Annotated in this window: 10 protein-coding genes; 7 read left to right on the plus strand and 3 right to left on the minus strand. The window is 72.1% G+C overall.

The genetic code is table 11. From position 1 onward, the window contains the following. Positions 1 to 50: 50 nt before the first annotated feature. Both ACWD4A_RS17175 and ACWD4A_RS17180 read right to left on the minus strand, forming a co-directional pair. Positions 51 to 626: a hypothetical protein gene (locus ACWD4A_RS17175; protein WP_451194621.1), complete on the minus strand. Its 576-nt coding sequence runs from the start codon at positions 624 to 626 to the stop codon at positions 51 to 53. A 223-nt stretch (positions 627 to 849) separates the two neighbouring features. Beyond that, positions 850 to 3,015 carry a RecQ family ATP-dependent DNA helicase gene (locus ACWD4A_RS17180; protein ID WP_451194623.1) on the minus strand — a complete coding sequence of 722 codons (2,166 nt, stop codon included), beginning with the start codon at positions 3,013 to 3,015 and terminating at the stop codon, positions 850 to 852. Between the two features lie 145 nt (positions 3,016 to 3,160). Here ACWD4A_RS17180 and ACWD4A_RS17185 point away from each other — a divergent pair, with 145 nt between their 5' ends. The 7 genes from ACWD4A_RS17185 (at position 3,161) to ACWD4A_RS17215 (ending at position 13,963) form a co-directional block, all read left to right on the plus strand. Next, entirely contained in the window at positions 3,161 to 4,546 is a 1,386-nt protein-coding gene (locus tag ACWD4A_RS17185; RefSeq protein WP_451194625.1) for a DUF4192 domain-containing protein, read from the plus strand. Positions 4,547 to 4,644: 98 nt separating this feature from the next. Continuing rightward, positions 4,645 to 6,711, plus strand: coding sequence for a glycogen debranching N-terminal domain-containing protein (locus tag ACWD4A_RS17190; RefSeq protein WP_451194627.1), 2,067 nt, complete (start codon positions 4,645 to 4,647; stop codon positions 6,709 to 6,711). 89 nt (positions 6,712 to 6,800) lie between these two features. Then, complete coding sequence (locus ACWD4A_RS17195) at positions 6,801 to 7,562, plus strand: NUDIX hydrolase (protein ID WP_451194628.1); 762 nt, start codon at positions 6,801 to 6,803, stop codon at positions 7,560 to 7,562. Positions 7,563 to 7,747: 185 nt separating this feature from the next. Continuing rightward, entirely contained in the window at positions 7,748 to 9,673 is a 1,926-nt protein-coding gene (locus ACWD4A_RS17200) for an ABC transporter ATP-binding protein (RefSeq protein WP_451194629.1), read from the plus strand. A 162-nt stretch (positions 9,674 to 9,835) separates the two neighbouring features. Continuing rightward, entirely contained in the window at positions 9,836 to 10,774 is a 939-nt protein-coding gene (locus tag ACWD4A_RS17205) for a FadR/GntR family transcriptional regulator (protein ID WP_451194630.1), read from the plus strand. A gap of 414 nt (positions 10,775 to 11,188) precedes the next feature. After that, positions 11,189 to 12,727, plus strand: coding sequence for an RNA polymerase sigma factor (locus ACWD4A_RS17210; RefSeq protein ID WP_451194632.1), 1,539 nt, complete (start codon positions 11,189 to 11,191; stop codon positions 12,725 to 12,727). A 180-nt stretch (positions 12,728 to 12,907) separates the two neighbouring features. Continuing rightward, positions 12,908 to 13,963 (plus strand): S1 family peptidase, encoded by a 1,056-nt coding sequence (locus ACWD4A_RS17215; RefSeq protein ID WP_451194633.1) that lies wholly within the window; start codon positions 12,908 to 12,910, stop codon positions 13,961 to 13,963. A 169-nt stretch (positions 13,964 to 14,132) separates the two neighbouring features. Here ACWD4A_RS17215 and ACWD4A_RS17220 read toward each other — a convergent pair whose 3' ends face one another. Beyond that, positions 14,133 to 14,363, minus strand: a complete 231-nt coding sequence (locus ACWD4A_RS17220) for a DUF7455 domain-containing protein (RefSeq protein ID WP_030260793.1) — start codon at positions 14,361 to 14,363, stop codon at positions 14,133 to 14,135. Positions 14,364 to 14,444: the final 81 nt, after the last annotated feature.

Here is a 14,444-nt window from a genome sequence, read left to right on the forward strand (position 1 = left end):
GACGGTGACCGCGGGGTTCGCACCGGACCGCTGCCCCTTGGAGGGGCAGGTCAGCCGGCCGCCGTCCGAGGCCCCACCTCGGACACCTCGTCGTCGGACACCAGCGGCGCCGTCCGGTACACAGGTGAGTGCGGACGCCGTCCGGTGCGCCCCTCGCCGAATATCCGCCAGCCGCTCGTGGTCAGCGTGATGTATGCGCCACAGCGCAGACCGTGCAGGGTGCAGGCGTCACGCAGGCCCCACATCCAGGCGCCGTCCTCCTCGGTCCAATGGGCCTCGCCCTCCCGGCAGTAGAGCAGTACAGCGGTGCGCACCGGAGTGCGCCGACGGAGGTCGTGCGGAATCACCTGGCGCAATTGCGCGAGGAGCGCGTTGCGGAGCTCCCAGCCATCGGCCGAAACGGACCGTCGGGTGAAGGACGCGCTCGCCACGAGCCGGTCGTCGGGGTCGAGTACGGCGACGACCGCCGTCGTCGGCGACGGCAGGTGGCGCGCGTGCAGACCAGTTATCAGCTCACGTGGGTTGCGCAGCAGCGGGATCCCGGCCGCGGCCCATTCGGCGGGCTCCAGCAGCCGTCCCAGCCGGGGACCGGAGTCGGCGGGCGGGGGAGCGAAGCCGAAGGTCATGATCCTCCCTTCGTCTGCGTGCCCATGCGAGGGCGCGGGCGGCCATCGGGCAAGGGTGCGCACCACCGCGTCAGCCCGGCGGGTCACGGACGGACGGGGGTGGGAGCGGGTCCAATTCTCCCGGCCGCGCCGGAGCGCGGCAACGATCGTTTGACGCCACTGCCCCCCTGCGCGCGCCGTGCGCCCCCTATCCTTGCCCAGCCGCCTGACTCGTCACGCGTGGTCAGCCCTGTACCGCGAGGACCAACGGGAGTACCTCGGTCGCCCCGGACCGCCGCAGCAGCCTCGCGGCCACGGCCAGCGTCCAGCCCGTATCGGACAGGTCGTCCACGAGCAGAACGGGGCCGCCCGCCGTGGCCAGGGTCGCGGCGAGCACCGGAGGCACCGTCAACACCCCGTCCAACGCCCGCAGACGCTGAGCACTGTTGGTGCGCGGCAGCCGGGTGTCCGCCTCCGTGTCCCGGTACTCGACCGTGCCCAGCAGCGGCATCCGGCCGATCGCGGAGATGCGCTCGCCCAGGGACTGGATCAGCCGGGGCCGGGTGCGGGAGGCGATGGTGACGACACCCACCGGCCGGCCGGTGGCGTCGGGTGCGCCGGAGGCCCAACCGCCCGGCCCACGCGCCCAGTCGGCCAGCACCGTCACCACGGCGTCCACCACATCGTCCGGAACGGGGCCGTCCGGTGTCTGCGGGGCGAGGAGCGGCCGCAGCCGGTTTCCCCAGCCGATGTCGGACAGCCGGCCGAGAGCCCGGCCCGTGGCGGCCTGCTCCCCCGCGGGGATACGGCCCTTGAGATCCACGCCGACCGAGGCCATCCCCGTCGGCCACATCCGCCGCGGCTCCACCTCCACGCCCGGACGCCCCAGTTCACCCCGCGACGCGTCCAGAGCCGTGGCGGACACCTCGGCGGTGAACCGGGGCCCGGCGCAGTTGTCGCAACGCCCGCACGGGGCCGCCTGCTCGTCGTCGAGCTGCCGCCGCAGGAACTCCATCCGGCATTCCGTCGTGTTGACGTAATCCCGCATCGCCTGTTGCTCCGCCTCACGCTGCCGCGCGACCCAGGCATAGCGTTCGGCGTCGTAGACCCACGGTCGGCCCGTCGCCGTCCAGCCGCCGCGTACCCGCTGCACCGCGCCGTCCACGTCGAGGACCTTGAGCATCGTCTCCAGACGCGAGCGGCGCAGCTCCACCTGTGGTTCCAGAGCGGGCAGAGACACGGGGCGGTCGGACGCGGCCAGCACATCGAGGGTGCGGCGCACCATGCCCTCCGAGGGGAAGGCGAGGGAGGCGAAGTACTTCCAGATGGCCTCGTCCTCGCGGCCCGGCAGGAGCAGCACTTCCGCGTGTTCCACTCCGCGCCCGGCGCGGCCGACCTGCTGGTAGTAGGCGATGGGGGACGAGGGGGAGCCCAGGTGGACCACGAACCCCAGATCCGGCTTGTCGAATCCCATGCCGAGCGCGGACGTGGCGACCAGCGCCTTGACCCGGTTGGCCAGCAGGTCGTCCTCCGCCTGCTGACGATCGGCGTTCTCGGTCTTGCCGGTGTACGAGGCGACGGTGTGGCCGCGGTGGCGCAGGAACGCCGTGACCTCTTCGGCGGCGGCGACAGTGAGCGTGTAGATGATCCCGGACCCGGGGAGCTCGCCGAGGTGGTCGGCTAGCCATGCCAGCCGGTGCGCGGCGTCGGGCAGCTGCAGGACGCCCAGGCTCAGACTCTCCCGGTCCAGCGGCCCGCGCAGGACCAGCGCCTTTTCCGAACCCTCGCCCGTACCCAGCTGCTCGGCGACATCCGCGGTGACGCGCGCGTTCGCGGTGGCGGTCGTCGCGAGCACGGGCACGTCGGGGGGCAGGTCGGCGAGCATGGTGCGCAGCCGCCGGTAGTCGGGCCGGAAGTCGTGGCCCCAGTCGGAGATGCAGTGGGCCTCATCGACCACCAGCAGGCCGGTGGCGGCCGCGAGCTTGGGCAGGACCTGATCACGGAAGTCGGGGTTGTTGAGGCGCTCCGGCGAGACGAGCAGCACATCCACATCGCCCGCGGCCACCTCCGCCTGGATGGTGTCCCATTCCTCGGTGTTCGCGGAATTGATCGTGCGCGCGTGGATGCCTGCGCGCGCGGCCGCATCCACCTGATTGCGCATCAGGGCAAGGAGCGGCGAGACGATCACTGTCGGGCCGCTGCCGCGTTGGCGCAGCAGCGCGGTCGCGACGAAGTACACGGCGGATTTGCCCCAGCCGGTCCGCTGGACGACCAGCGCGCGGCGGTGGTGGGCGACCAGCGCCTCGATCGCGCGCCACTGATCCTCGCGCAGTCTCGCAGTGCCTGTGGTGTCTCCGACGAGACGGGCCAGGACTGCGTCGGCCGAGGCGCGGAGGTCTTCGTTGGTCATGCCCCCATGCAACACGAGGCCACTGACATCGCGCGACCGCGACCACGATCCTGTGGAAAACCTCGCCCACAAAGTTAGTACGACAATATTCGAGAGTTATCCACAGGCCTGGCGGGCCTCGGCGGGTTCACGGGACTCTCTGGCCATGACCAAGCACAACGACTCAGCCCGCCCGTTCCCCTCCTCCACCACCGCTGCGTCCGCCGCCTCGGGGCCGCGCGCGGAACAGGAGGTCACCCTCCGCAGCCCGGCCGAACTGGCCGACGCCCTGCCGTACTTGCTGGGCTTCATCCCGGACGACAGTGTCGTCATGGTCGCGCTCCACGGCGAGCGCGGCCGCTTCGGCGGCCGACTCAGGCTCGGCATCCCGCACTCCCGCGAGGAGTGGCCCGACATCAGCGAGCAGCTCGCCGAGACCCTCGTCACCGGAAGCAACAAGCGTGGAGCCCGCCCCGACGGCGTCGTCCTGTTCCTCTGCCAGGACCCGGCCACGGACGAGACCGGGCAGCTCGTGATGGACCGGCTGCGCCCGCTCGCCCGGGCGCTGCGCCAAGCGTGCGGCCGCCTCGCCATGCCCGTGTACGAGGCCCTGTGCATCTCCGACGGCCGCTTCTGGTCCTACTGCTGCCCCGATCCGCGCTGCTGCCCCGCGGAGGGCACCCCCCTCGCGCTCCCCGGCACCTCGGTCATCGCGGCGGCCGCCACCTACGCGGGCATGGAGATGCGCGGCTCCCTCAGCCAGATGGAAGCCCGCTACGCACCGCTCACCGGCGCCCGTGCCGACGAGCAACAGCAGGCGCTCGACGCCGCGGCGATGGCCCTCGTGCCCCGCATCCTCCGCAGCGCCGACTGTGAAACCGTGCGCCAGGAGACGCTGGACCTGGCCCGTCTGACCATGAACAGGTTCCACGGCACCGCCCCGCTCGGCGGCCGGGCGGAATCGGACGAGCGCGACGACTCCCTCCTCACCGCGCGGGAAGCCGCGGCGATCATCATCGGCATGCAGGACCGTGTCACCCGGGACCGCGCAGCGGAGTGGATGGAGGGGCCGGACGCACCTGCCGCGCTGCGGCTGTGGCGCGCCGTCGCCCGCCGGTGCGTGCCCCCGTACGAGGAACACGCCGCAGCCCCCGTCACCCTCGCGGGCTGGGTCGCATGGTCGGCCGACGACAAGCTCGAAGCACGGGTCGCCCTCGGCTACGCGCTGCGTCTCGACCCCGAATACCTCTTCGCCCAGCTCCTCCACCGGGCCTGCAACGAAGGGCTCGACCCGGAGCCCCTGCGTCGCTGTCTTCGAGGGGAGCAAGCGGACCGCGCCCTGCGCAGGGCCGTGGCCGAGGAAGAGACCCGCGGTGACGCCGCCGCGACGGACACCCCGCCGGGGCCGGTCGTGCCGCGGCGCAAGGCCAGGACGGGCAAGCCCGCGGGAAACATCCGCCCCGGCGGGCCGAACGGTCCTGCCGGTAGGGCGCACACCCGGCGGACAGGTGGACAACAGGGCATCCGCAGCCGTCAGGACCGCCCCCAGTGAACCCCACGACGAACGGAGCACGGGGCCGACAGCGTGACTTCGGCGGCCCCGTCGCCGTTCATCCGGGTGGCCGCAGAAGCTGTCCGTCATCCCGGCCCATGACACCCACAGGGGAGTGCAGACAAGTGCAAGGCATCGTCCCCCATGGTCAGCAGACCCGCCGCTCCGCACCGTCTCAGCGCACCGGCACGCCTCGCGCACACGGTCCGCAACCCGTCCATACGTCACTGATCTGCGTCGCGCTGCCCGCCCTCGCCATTTCCGGAGAGCACGGACAGATGACCGGGCAAGGGCTCGACGGGTTCTACCGGGGCGGAAGAAGGCTCCTCGCACGGTGCTTGGTACGGGTCGGCGGCTCTGAGCCGCTGCCCGTGCAAGGGCGGATGCTCACCGCGGAACGGGCGCGCTTCGTGGGCACGGTGCGCACCGCCGCCGACTCCGGGCCCGACCCGGCCGTCACCGTCGAGCGGCTGCGTACGGCGGAAGGGGTCGAGCGCATCGTCCTGCGCAGCACCGCCGTTCGCCCCCTGCGGCTCCGGGTGGAGGTGTCCCTGGGCACCGATCTGGCAGAGCTGGGCGCCGCAGCGGCGGGGCTGGCCGGCGCCGGGGTGCCCGCCGCCGTGCACGCCTCCGGGCTGAGGTGGTCGGCGTCCGGCGTGCAGGCGGCGGTCACCGCCGAACCCCCGCCGGACGATGCCCTGGCATCCGCAGGGCTGCTGTGCTGGGACGTCGACCTGACCCCCGGGAGTACCCGGAGCATCGAGCTCCGGGTACTCCCGGAGCAGCCCGGCGGGGCACGCGCGCCCGAAGCCGCCACCCCTCGTGTCAGGACCGGCCCGGTCCCATGGGGCGACGTACAGGCAGAGGGAGACGATCCCCGTGCCGAGGCCCTGCTCGCGGCCGCCCTCGACGACCTTCGCGCATTGCTGCTGCGCGATCCCGAGCAACCTGGCGACTCCCACCTCGCGGCAGGCGTCCCCTGGCGGTGCGGCCTCGCCCCCGCCGAAGGGCTCTGGGCGGCCCGGATGACCCTGCCCCTGGGCGTCCGGCTGGCGGCGGGGACCCTGCGCACCCTGGCCCGCACCCAGCTCCCAGGGCCGGGCCCGGACCGCGGACGCATCCCAGGAGCGCTGCGCCACGCGGGCGGGCACCTGCCGCCCGGCTGCACCGGCATCGAGGCGACGCTGCTGTTCCCGGTCGTTCTCGCCGAGGCCAGACGGTGGGGACTGCCGGAGCGTGAGACGGAAGCACTGCTGCCCGCCGCCGAACGGTGCCTGGAATGGCTGGGCGGAGCGGTGGGAAGCGAGGGCTATCTCGCCGACCCCCTGCCCCGGGGCCCGTACCGCTGCGAGGTACAGGCACACGCGCACAGGGCGGCACTCCTGGGCGCCGACCTGCTGGAGGCGTACGGCCGCCCCGGGGCGGAGCAGTGGCGGAGCTGGGCCGCCGGGCTGCGCCGCCGGTTCCGCGAGGACTTCTGGGTGGAGGACCTGAGCGGTGGCCGCCCCGCCGCCGCCCTCACCCCCGAAGGACAGCGGATACCTCACCTGGGGAGCGCTGCCGCGCACCTGCTCGACACGGGACTGCTCGGAGCCGGGACGCACGCCCCCGGCCTTCTCGACAAAGTACAGGCCGAACAACTGGCGAGACTGCTCGGAAGCCCGGCCCTGGACTCCGGCTGGGGGCTCCGCAGCCTGGGGGCGAAGGAACCTGGACACAACCCCTTCGGGCACCGCAGCGGTGCGGTACGTGTCCACGAGACGGCCGTCGCTGTCGCGGGTCTGGCCGCCGGAGGCTATGAGAAGGAGGCCGGCGCTCTGTTGTGCGGCGCGGTCGACGCCGCCGAGGCATTCGGGCACCGCCTTCCGGAGATGTACGCGGGGGAGCAGCGCAGCACCGGCAGCGCACCCTTGCCACACCCGGCAGCCTGCCGTCCTGCTGCCGTCGCTGCGGCGGGCACGGTGCAGTTGCTGACCGCGCTCGTCGGCGTACGGCCCGATGTGCCCGCCGGATCCGTGGCCGTCCGCCCACTGCACACCGCCCCCCTGGGTGCCCTGCGTCTCACCGGGCTGCGGGTCGCCGAGCAGCGGTTCGCCGTACGGATCAGCAGGATGGGGCTCGGCATGGTCGAGGAAGCGCCCGACGGCCTGCAACTCGGGGTGTGAGGACGATGCGCACGAGGCTGTCGGAGACGACGTACACGGGACGTCCGCAAGACCCTGTTTATCGTCAAGCAGACGACTATGATCGCGTCATGCCCTACGACCCGTCGGCCTTTCCGCCCTTCGCTGTCACCGTCGACCTGGTCGTGCTCACCGTGCGTCGCCATGCGCTGTGCGCCCTGGCCGTTCGCCGCGGTGAACCTCCGTACCAGGGCCGTTGGGCACTGCCGGGCGGATTCGTCCGGGGCGACGAGGACCTCGCGACGGCCGCCGCCCGGGAGCTCGAGGAGGAGACGGGGCTGCATGCCCACGAGCCGGCGGGACCCGCTCTGCCCAACGCCGCCCACCTCGAACAGCTCGCCACCTATGGCGACCCCAAGCGCGACCCGCGGATGAGGGTCGTCAGCGTGGCGCACCTCGCGCTGGCGCCCGATCTGCCCGCACCGCGCCCCGGTGGTGACGCGCGCAGCGTGCGCTGGGCGCCCGTGGAGGAGTTGCTCGACCAGGAGATCGGCTACGGACGCGAGGGCGAGCTGGCGGCCCCGCTGGCCTTCGACCACGCCCGCATCCTCGCGGACGGAGTGGAGCGCGCCCGCTCCAAGATCGAGTACTCCTCGCTGGCCACCGCCTTCTGCCCCCAGGAGTTCACCGTGGGCGAGCTGCGCCGGGTGTACGAGGCGGTGTGGGGCGTCGCCCTGGACCCGCGCAACTTCCACCGCAAGGTGACCGGCACCCCCGGCTTCCTGGTGCCCACCGGCGGGACCACGACCCGTCAGGGCGGGCGCCCGGCCCAGCTCTTCCGGGCGGGCGGGGCCACTCTGCTCAATCCGCCGATGCTGCGGCCCGAGGCGTAGCGACGCCTCCCGCCCGCAGGGCGTGACACGACAAGACCGACTATCTGCATTACGTAGTAAATCGGTTATATCGGGTTACGGTGCTCCGGTACGTCCCAGCGTTCCGCGTGCCGTGCGACCTCTCGGGTTTCCGAGCCGGCCGTCGGCCGTGCCGCCGAGCCGTCCCACGCCCTGCGGGAGGAGCCATGATCCAGGCCATCGGACTCACCAGCGTCCCGCGCCGCAACGGGCTCCTTGCCGTCGACGACCTCACCTTCGAGGCCCGGCCGGGGCGGTTGACCGTCCTGCTCGGGGCGGAAGGAGCTGGCAAGACCAGCGCCCTGCGGCTCATGCTCCGGCTCGATCCCGGCCGCGGCGTCGCGCTTTTCCGAGGCCGCGCGCTCGACCGCGTCGCCCACCCCACGCGCGAGATCGGGGTGCTCCTGGGCGACGTGCCGGGCCACCCCGCCCGCACCGCCAGGAACCACCTGCGCATGCTCGGCGCCGCGGCCGGCGTGCCCGTGGCCCGCGTCGACGAAGTGCTGGAAGTCGTGGGCCTCACCGGCCTCGCCGACCAGCGCATCGGGGAGTTCTCCCGCGGCATGGACCGTCGCCTGGGCCTCGCGGCCGCGCTGCTCGGCGACCCGCACACCCTGATCCTCGACGAGCCCGCACGCGAGCTCTCGCCCCGCGAGACCGTCTGGGTCCACGGGCTGCTGCGCGGCTTCGCGACCCAAGGTGGCACAGTCCTCGTCACCTCCCGTGACGCCCGCGAAGCGGCCCGCATCGCCCATCAGGTCGTCACCATCGACCAAGGGCGGCTCGTCGCAGACCAAGAGGTCGCCGCGTTCGCCCGCACCCGGCTGCGGCCCCGCGTCGCCGTCCGCTCGCCGTCCGCACCCCGCCTCGCCCACCTCCTCACGGCCGAGGCCGACGCGGCGTCCGCGCCTCCTGGCCGCCTTCCCGTGGAAGTCGTGCACGAGGGTGGCGGCAGACTGTCGGTCTACGGCAGCAGCTGCGCCGCTGTCGGCGAGACCGCGCACCGGCACGGCATCCCCGTTCACCGCCTGACCGAGGAGACCGGGCCCACGGGATCGGTCACACCCCTGTCCCGCGCGGACGGCCGGCGGACCGGAGCCGGAAGCGCCGAGGCGACGGCCCCACAGGGCTGCCGGCCTGACAGGGCGCCCGGCGGACCAGCCGACGAACCGCTCGCCGAGCTGTCCGGCGAACCGCTCGGCGATCCGTCCGCTGAACCCTCCGCCGAACTCCCCGGCGGGCCGAACGATGCGGAAGGAGCCGCTGACGCACTCGCTCCGTCCGTCCGGCCCGTCCCCGTGCCCCGTCCTCAGCCGCTCCTTCCCGCCCCCGACCCGGTCTCGCCGCTGCGGTACGAACTGCTGCGCGCCACCGGGGTCCGGACCGGCTGGATCGTGGCGGCCGTGGCATTCGGCGTGTCGCTCCTCGCCTCGGTTCTCCTTGCCCGTACTGGCGCGCCGGACCCTCGGATGTTCACCGGCTGGCCGGACCTGTTGCCACTGCCCCCGGCGGCCCTGGGCGCTGGGATCATCGGAGCACTCTCTTTCGGCCAGGAATTCCGCTATCCCGCGCTCGCGCCCGACCAGGGCACGGTTCCCCGCCGCCTCGGACTGCTCGGCGCCAAGCTCGTGGTCACCGGTGCCGCGGCCGTGCTGCTCGCGCTCCTTTCGGTGACGCTCGACGCGGCCGCCGTGTGGCTGCTCTACGGCGACGACGCGGCCGCCACTCCCGCCGGGTGGGGCCTCGGACTCGCGGGCTGCGCCTGCCTCTCGCTCGGCTGCGCCTGGTCCGGCCTGCTCGCCGCCGGGCTGTTCCGCTCCACCGAACTGGGCTTGGTCGCCGTCCTGGCGGTACCGACGCTGGTGATGCCCGTCCTGGGCAGCGCGCTGTCGGAGCCTGCGGCCCGTTCGCTGATCGGCCTCCCCGAGCGACTGCGCGCGGCAGCCGTGGTCCAGTGGCCGTCCGAGGTGGACGGCGGGGTCTCGGCGGCCCTGCAACTGGTGTCCCAGCCCGTCGGCTGGGCGCTCGCCCTGTCGCTCACGGGGTTGCTCGGCGCGTATGTCCTCACGGTGTTCCGCGGCAGACCGCGATGAGGGCGCGCATCGAAGTGCTTACGCCGCCGCGCTCGCGCCCCGGAACCCGCAGGGCATCCAGGCGCCAATGTCGTCACGCTCCGCATTCAAGCCACCCCGGAGAGTGCCCAGTTCTGTCCATTTGGGCGTCAATTGTGAGGTAATGGGCGATCACCCTTTCGTGTGCTTTTCACCAAAGACCTCAAGGCAGTTGGAGGTGTCGCCGACAAAGGAGGCGTGAGTACCCTTGCGCACACCATGATGACCGCGGCTCGCCCCGCCGACACCGGCCTCTCCGGTCCGGGCGAGCTTGACCGTTACCCCTATGCGGAGGCCCCCGGGGCCGACCGCGGGGCCTCGCCCGCCTGGGACGGCGAGGCGGAGCTGAGCCGGGCCGGCCGCCGCGCGGCCGGCAGCCGGGGCCGAGGCCTGCACGGCCAGCTCGTCCAGCAGCTCGGACAGATGATCGTCTCCGGCGATCTGGGAGCCGACCGCCCGCTCGTCCCCGAGGAGATCGGCCAGCGGTTCGAGGTCTCCCGCACCGTCGTCCGCGAGTCCCTGCGCGTCCTCGAGGCCAAGGGCCTGGTCAGCGCCCGCCCCAACGTCGGCACCCGGGTCCGTCCCGTCAGCGACTGGAACCTCCTCGACCCCGACATCATCGAGTGGCGGGCCTTCGGCCCCCAGCGCGAGGACCAGCGCCGCGAGCTCTGCGAGCTCCGCTGGACCATCGAGCCGCTCGCCGCCCGCCTGGCCGCCGGTCATGGCCGCGAAGAAGTCCAGCAGCGCCTCGCCGACATGGCGGAGATCATGGGGCACGCGCTGGCGCAGGGCGACTCGCTCACGTTCTCCCGCGCCGACGCCGAGTTCCACTCGCTGCTGCTCCAGGTCGCGGGCAACCGCATGCTGGAGCACCTCGCGGGCATCGTCTCCTCCGCCCTGCATGTCTCGGGCGCGCCATCGGGCGGCTGTGACCGCCCCACGGAAGCGGGAGTGGGTCATCACCTCCGGATCGTCGACGCCGTGGGCGCTGGGGACGCCGCGGGGGCGGAAGCCGCGATGCGTCAACTGCTCGTCGCCCACCCCGACGTCGAGCGCGTGGTGCCGGCCCCCCGCGAGCACTGAACCCGAGCGGCAGCGGCGGGTCGCACGGCCGGGCCGCACGCGCGGACCGTGTGTACGGTTCGCGCGTACGGTCGGACGTGCGAACCGTACGCGCGAGCCGCCAGAGGTGAGCGGTGTGGGATGCCCCCGGGCTCGGTCGGGGGCATATCGGAGCGTTCTGTCCGATTGAGTGGCCTTTAGATCCCTTATGGGGTGTGACTCGGGCCACGGGGATTGGGCGTAACGCTCTTTGAGGCAGTGCGATGACTAAAGAGGTGGTAGCCGCGGAGGGAATACCGGCCTCGTCCGAGGTGCTGTGTCCGTCTGCATTCATCACCCGCGCCGTCGGTTCATCCTTGCCGGCGGTCGTCGGAACCGGTTCCTCGTCCAGAGGCCGGTACCGAAAGCCGTTTCCATCGTTCCGAGAGGTTGTTCGTGTCGGCCAGCACATCCCGTACGCTCCCGCCGGAGATCGCCGAATCCGAGTCTCTGATGGCGCTCATCGAGCAGGGAAAGGCCGAGGGGCAGATCGCCGGCGACGACGTGCGTCGGGCCTTCGAGGCTGACCAGATTCCGCCAACCCAGTGGAAGAATGTTCTGCGCAGCCTCAACCAGGTCCTCGACGAGGAGGGTGTGACGCTGATGGTCAGTGCCGCCGAGGCGCCCAAGCGCACCCGCAAGAGCGTCGCAGCGAAGAGCCCGGCGAAGCGCACCGCCACCAAGGCCGTGGCGTCCAAGACGGTCACGGCCCGGCAGACCGCGTCCACCACGGACGCGTACGGCGACGGTGACGACGCCATGGGCTCGCCCGTGAAGAAGGCCGCCACCAAGAAGGCGGCGGCGAAGAAGACGGTGGCCAAGAAGGCCGCCGTGAAGAAGACGGTGGCCAAGAAGGCCGCCTCGAAGAAGGACGCCGACGAGCTGCTCGACGACGACCTCGTCGACGAGACCCCCACCCCGGGCAAGGGCGGCGAGGACGAGGACGAGACCGGCGAGAACAAGGGCTTCGTCCTGTCCGACGAGGACGAGGACGACGCGCCCGCGCAGCAGGTCGCGGTGGCCGGTGCCACCGCCGACCCGGTCAAGGACTATCTCAAGCAGATCGGCAAGGTCCCCCTCCTCAACGCGGAGCAGGAGGTCGAGCTCGCCAAGCGCATCGAGGCGGGTCTGTTCGCCGAGGACAAGCTGGCGAACTCCGACAAGCTCGCGCCCAAGCTCAAGCGCGAGCTGGAGATCATCGCCGAGGACGGGCGCCGCGCCAAGAACCACCTGCTGGAGGCCAACCTCCGACTCGTGGTCTCCCTGGCCAAGCGCTACACCGGCCGCGGCATGCTCTTCCTGGACCTGATCCAGGAGGGCAACCTCGGTCTGATCCGCGCGGTCGAGAAGTTCGACTACACCAAGGGCTACAAGTTCTCCACGTACGCGACCTGGTGGATCCGCCAGGCCATCACGCGCGCGATGGCCGACCAGGCCCGCACCATCCGCATCCCGGTGCACATGGTCGAGGTCATCAACAAGCTCGCGCGCGTCCAGCGCCAGATGCTCCAGGACCTGGGCCGCGAGCCCACCCCGGAGGAGCTGGCCAAGGAGCTCGACATGACCCCTGAAAAGGTCATCGAGGTCCAGAAGTACGGCCGTGAGCCGATCTCCCTCCACACCCCCCTGGGTGAGGACGGCGACAGCGAGTTCGGTGACCTCATCGAGGACTCCGAGGCGGTCGTGCCCGCCGACGCGGTCAGCTTCACCCTCCTCCAGGAGCAGCTGCACTCCGTCCTGGACACGCTCAGCGAGCGTGAGGCGGGTGTGGTCTCGATGCGCTTCGGTCTCACCGACGGTCAGCCGAAGACGCTCGACGAGATCGGCAAGGTCTACGGCGTGACGCGTGAGCGCATCCGTCAGATCGAGTCGAAGACCATGTCGAAGCTGCGCCACCCGTCCCGTTCCCAGGTTCTCCGCGACTACCTGGACTGACGGACGGAACGAACCCGATCAGCAGGACCCGAAGGCCCGGCCCCTCTTCCGGAGGTGCCGGGCCTTCGGGCTGTGCGGAGCGGCTCCGCGGGGGTGGGGCCCGTCCAGCTTCCGGATGCGGTGATCGCCTCGCAGGTTGACCCTGGGTGTGCGAGGAACTCCACACCGTCAGGAGGTCGTATGCGTTCGCTGAGTTATCCGCTGGCAGGCGCCATCGCGCTGCTGCTGGCGGTGCCTGCTCCGGCGGCAGCGGACCGTGTGATCATCGGGGGCCAGTCGGTGAGGGCCTCGGACGCGCCCTGGGCGGTGGCTCTGGCGAGCCGCCAGCGCTTCGGGCCCGCCCGGTCGGGGCAGTTCTGCGGCGGCGTCGTGGTGGGCCCCAGGACGGTCGTCACGGCGGCGCACTGCCTGAGCCACGAGGTGCTCGGCATGGACGTGAGCGAGGCGAAGGACCTCCGCATCATCGTCGGGCGGGACGATCTGCGGAGCCTGACAGGAGCCGAGCTGGAGCTGCGCGACACCTGGGTCAACCCCGAGTACGACGCCGTGACCAACGCGGGCGACGTCGCCGTGCTCACCCTGAAGGAGCCGGTTCCGGGGGGCCGCGTCCTCCCGATGGCGCAGCCGGGCGAATCGGTTTACCGGACGGGCACGGCGGCCATGGTCTACGGCTGGGGCGACGTGTACGGCGACGGCACCTACTCGGAGACGCTGCGTACGGCCAGGCTGCTCGTGCTGGACGACGGCCTGTGCGAGCGGGCGTACCCGGGCAGTGCGGAGGGCATCTACCGTCGGGCGTCGATGTTGTGCGGAGGGCTGCCGGAAGGCGGTAAGGACGCCTGTCAGGGCGACAGCGGCGGGCCGCTCGTCGCGCGGGGGCGGCTGATCGGGCTGGTGTCGTGGGGCAGCGGTTGCGCCCAGAAGGGCCGTCCAGGGGTCTACACGCGGATCTCGGCGGTCGCGAAGCCGTTGGCGGCCCATGTGGCCGACGCGGCGAGACAGGCCGCTCTGTCGACCGCGAAGGCGGTCGACCTGCCGCACCCCGTATCGCCGGATGCGGGGCAGAGCACCCCGTCGCACTCCGGGGCGACGGAGCCGGACCAGATCGTCCCGCCGCACTCCGCACTGCCGGACATGGGCCAGACCGCCCCGCTCCGGGCCGTTCGGCGGGCTGTTGCGCCGGGTGTGCGGCACGGCGCCGGGGTGAGGCCGGCAAGGCCGCGGTGGCGGCCGTGAGGGGGTACGAGGGTGTGCCCGCGGGCGGCCACGGGTGCCTCGGTGGAGCGGGTGACGGTACGAGAGCGGGCGACCTCCCCCGTGGGGGCGGCCGCCCGCGGCTGCCCGGCCCTGGATGGCCGGACCTCGCTCGTCGTCGGATGCGATGTGTCAGCGGTCCACTGCGGACTCAACGGTCCTCGTCGGACGCGGACGCCGGAGAGGCGGTGAGCCGCTCCGTCTCGTCCTGTATTTCCGCGGCGATCTTCTTGAGTTCTGGCTCGAACTTACGCCCGTGGTGGGCGCAGAAGAGCAGTTCGCCGCCGCTCATGAGAACGACGCGCAGGTAAGCCTGAGCGCCGCACCGGTCGCAGCGGTCAGCGGCCGTCAGCGGGCTCGCGGGGGTCAGAACAGTAGTCACGTCGCCTCTTCTCTAGCTCGACGAGCTGTCGTACCAGGGTCAACATCCAACCAGGCCGAAAACGTTCCCGCTCGTGGCTTT

The sequence above is a fragment of the Streptomyces sp. NPDC002537 genome (assembly GCF_053594975.1).

What these genes read in the sequence shown, in the direction of transcription:
- ACWD4A_RS17175 (WP_451194621.1), bottom strand. Translation starts at nt 626, where the DNA reads ATGACCTTCGGCTTCGCTCCCCCGCCCGCCGACTCCGGTCCCCGGCTG.
- ACWD4A_RS17180 (WP_451194623.1), bottom strand. Translation starts at nt 3,015, where the DNA reads ATGACCAACGAAGACCTCCGCGCCTCGGCCGACGCAGTCCTGGCCCGT.
- ACWD4A_RS17185 (WP_451194625.1), top strand. Translation starts at nt 3,161, where the DNA reads ATGACCAAGCACAACGACTCAGCCCGCCCGTTCCCCTCCTCCACCACC.
- ACWD4A_RS17190 (WP_451194627.1), top strand. Translation starts at nt 4,645, where the DNA reads ATGACACCCACAGGGGAGTGCAGACAAGTGCAAGGCATCGTCCCCCAT.
- ACWD4A_RS17195 (WP_451194628.1), top strand. Translation starts at nt 6,801, where the DNA reads ATGCCCTACGACCCGTCGGCCTTTCCGCCCTTCGCTGTCACCGTCGAC.
- ACWD4A_RS17200 (WP_451194629.1), top strand. Translation starts at nt 7,748, where the DNA reads ATGATCCAGGCCATCGGACTCACCAGCGTCCCGCGCCGCAACGGGCTC.
- ACWD4A_RS17215 (WP_451194633.1), top strand. Translation starts at nt 12,908, where the DNA reads ATGCGTTCGCTGAGTTATCCGCTGGCAGGCGCCATCGCGCTGCTGCTG.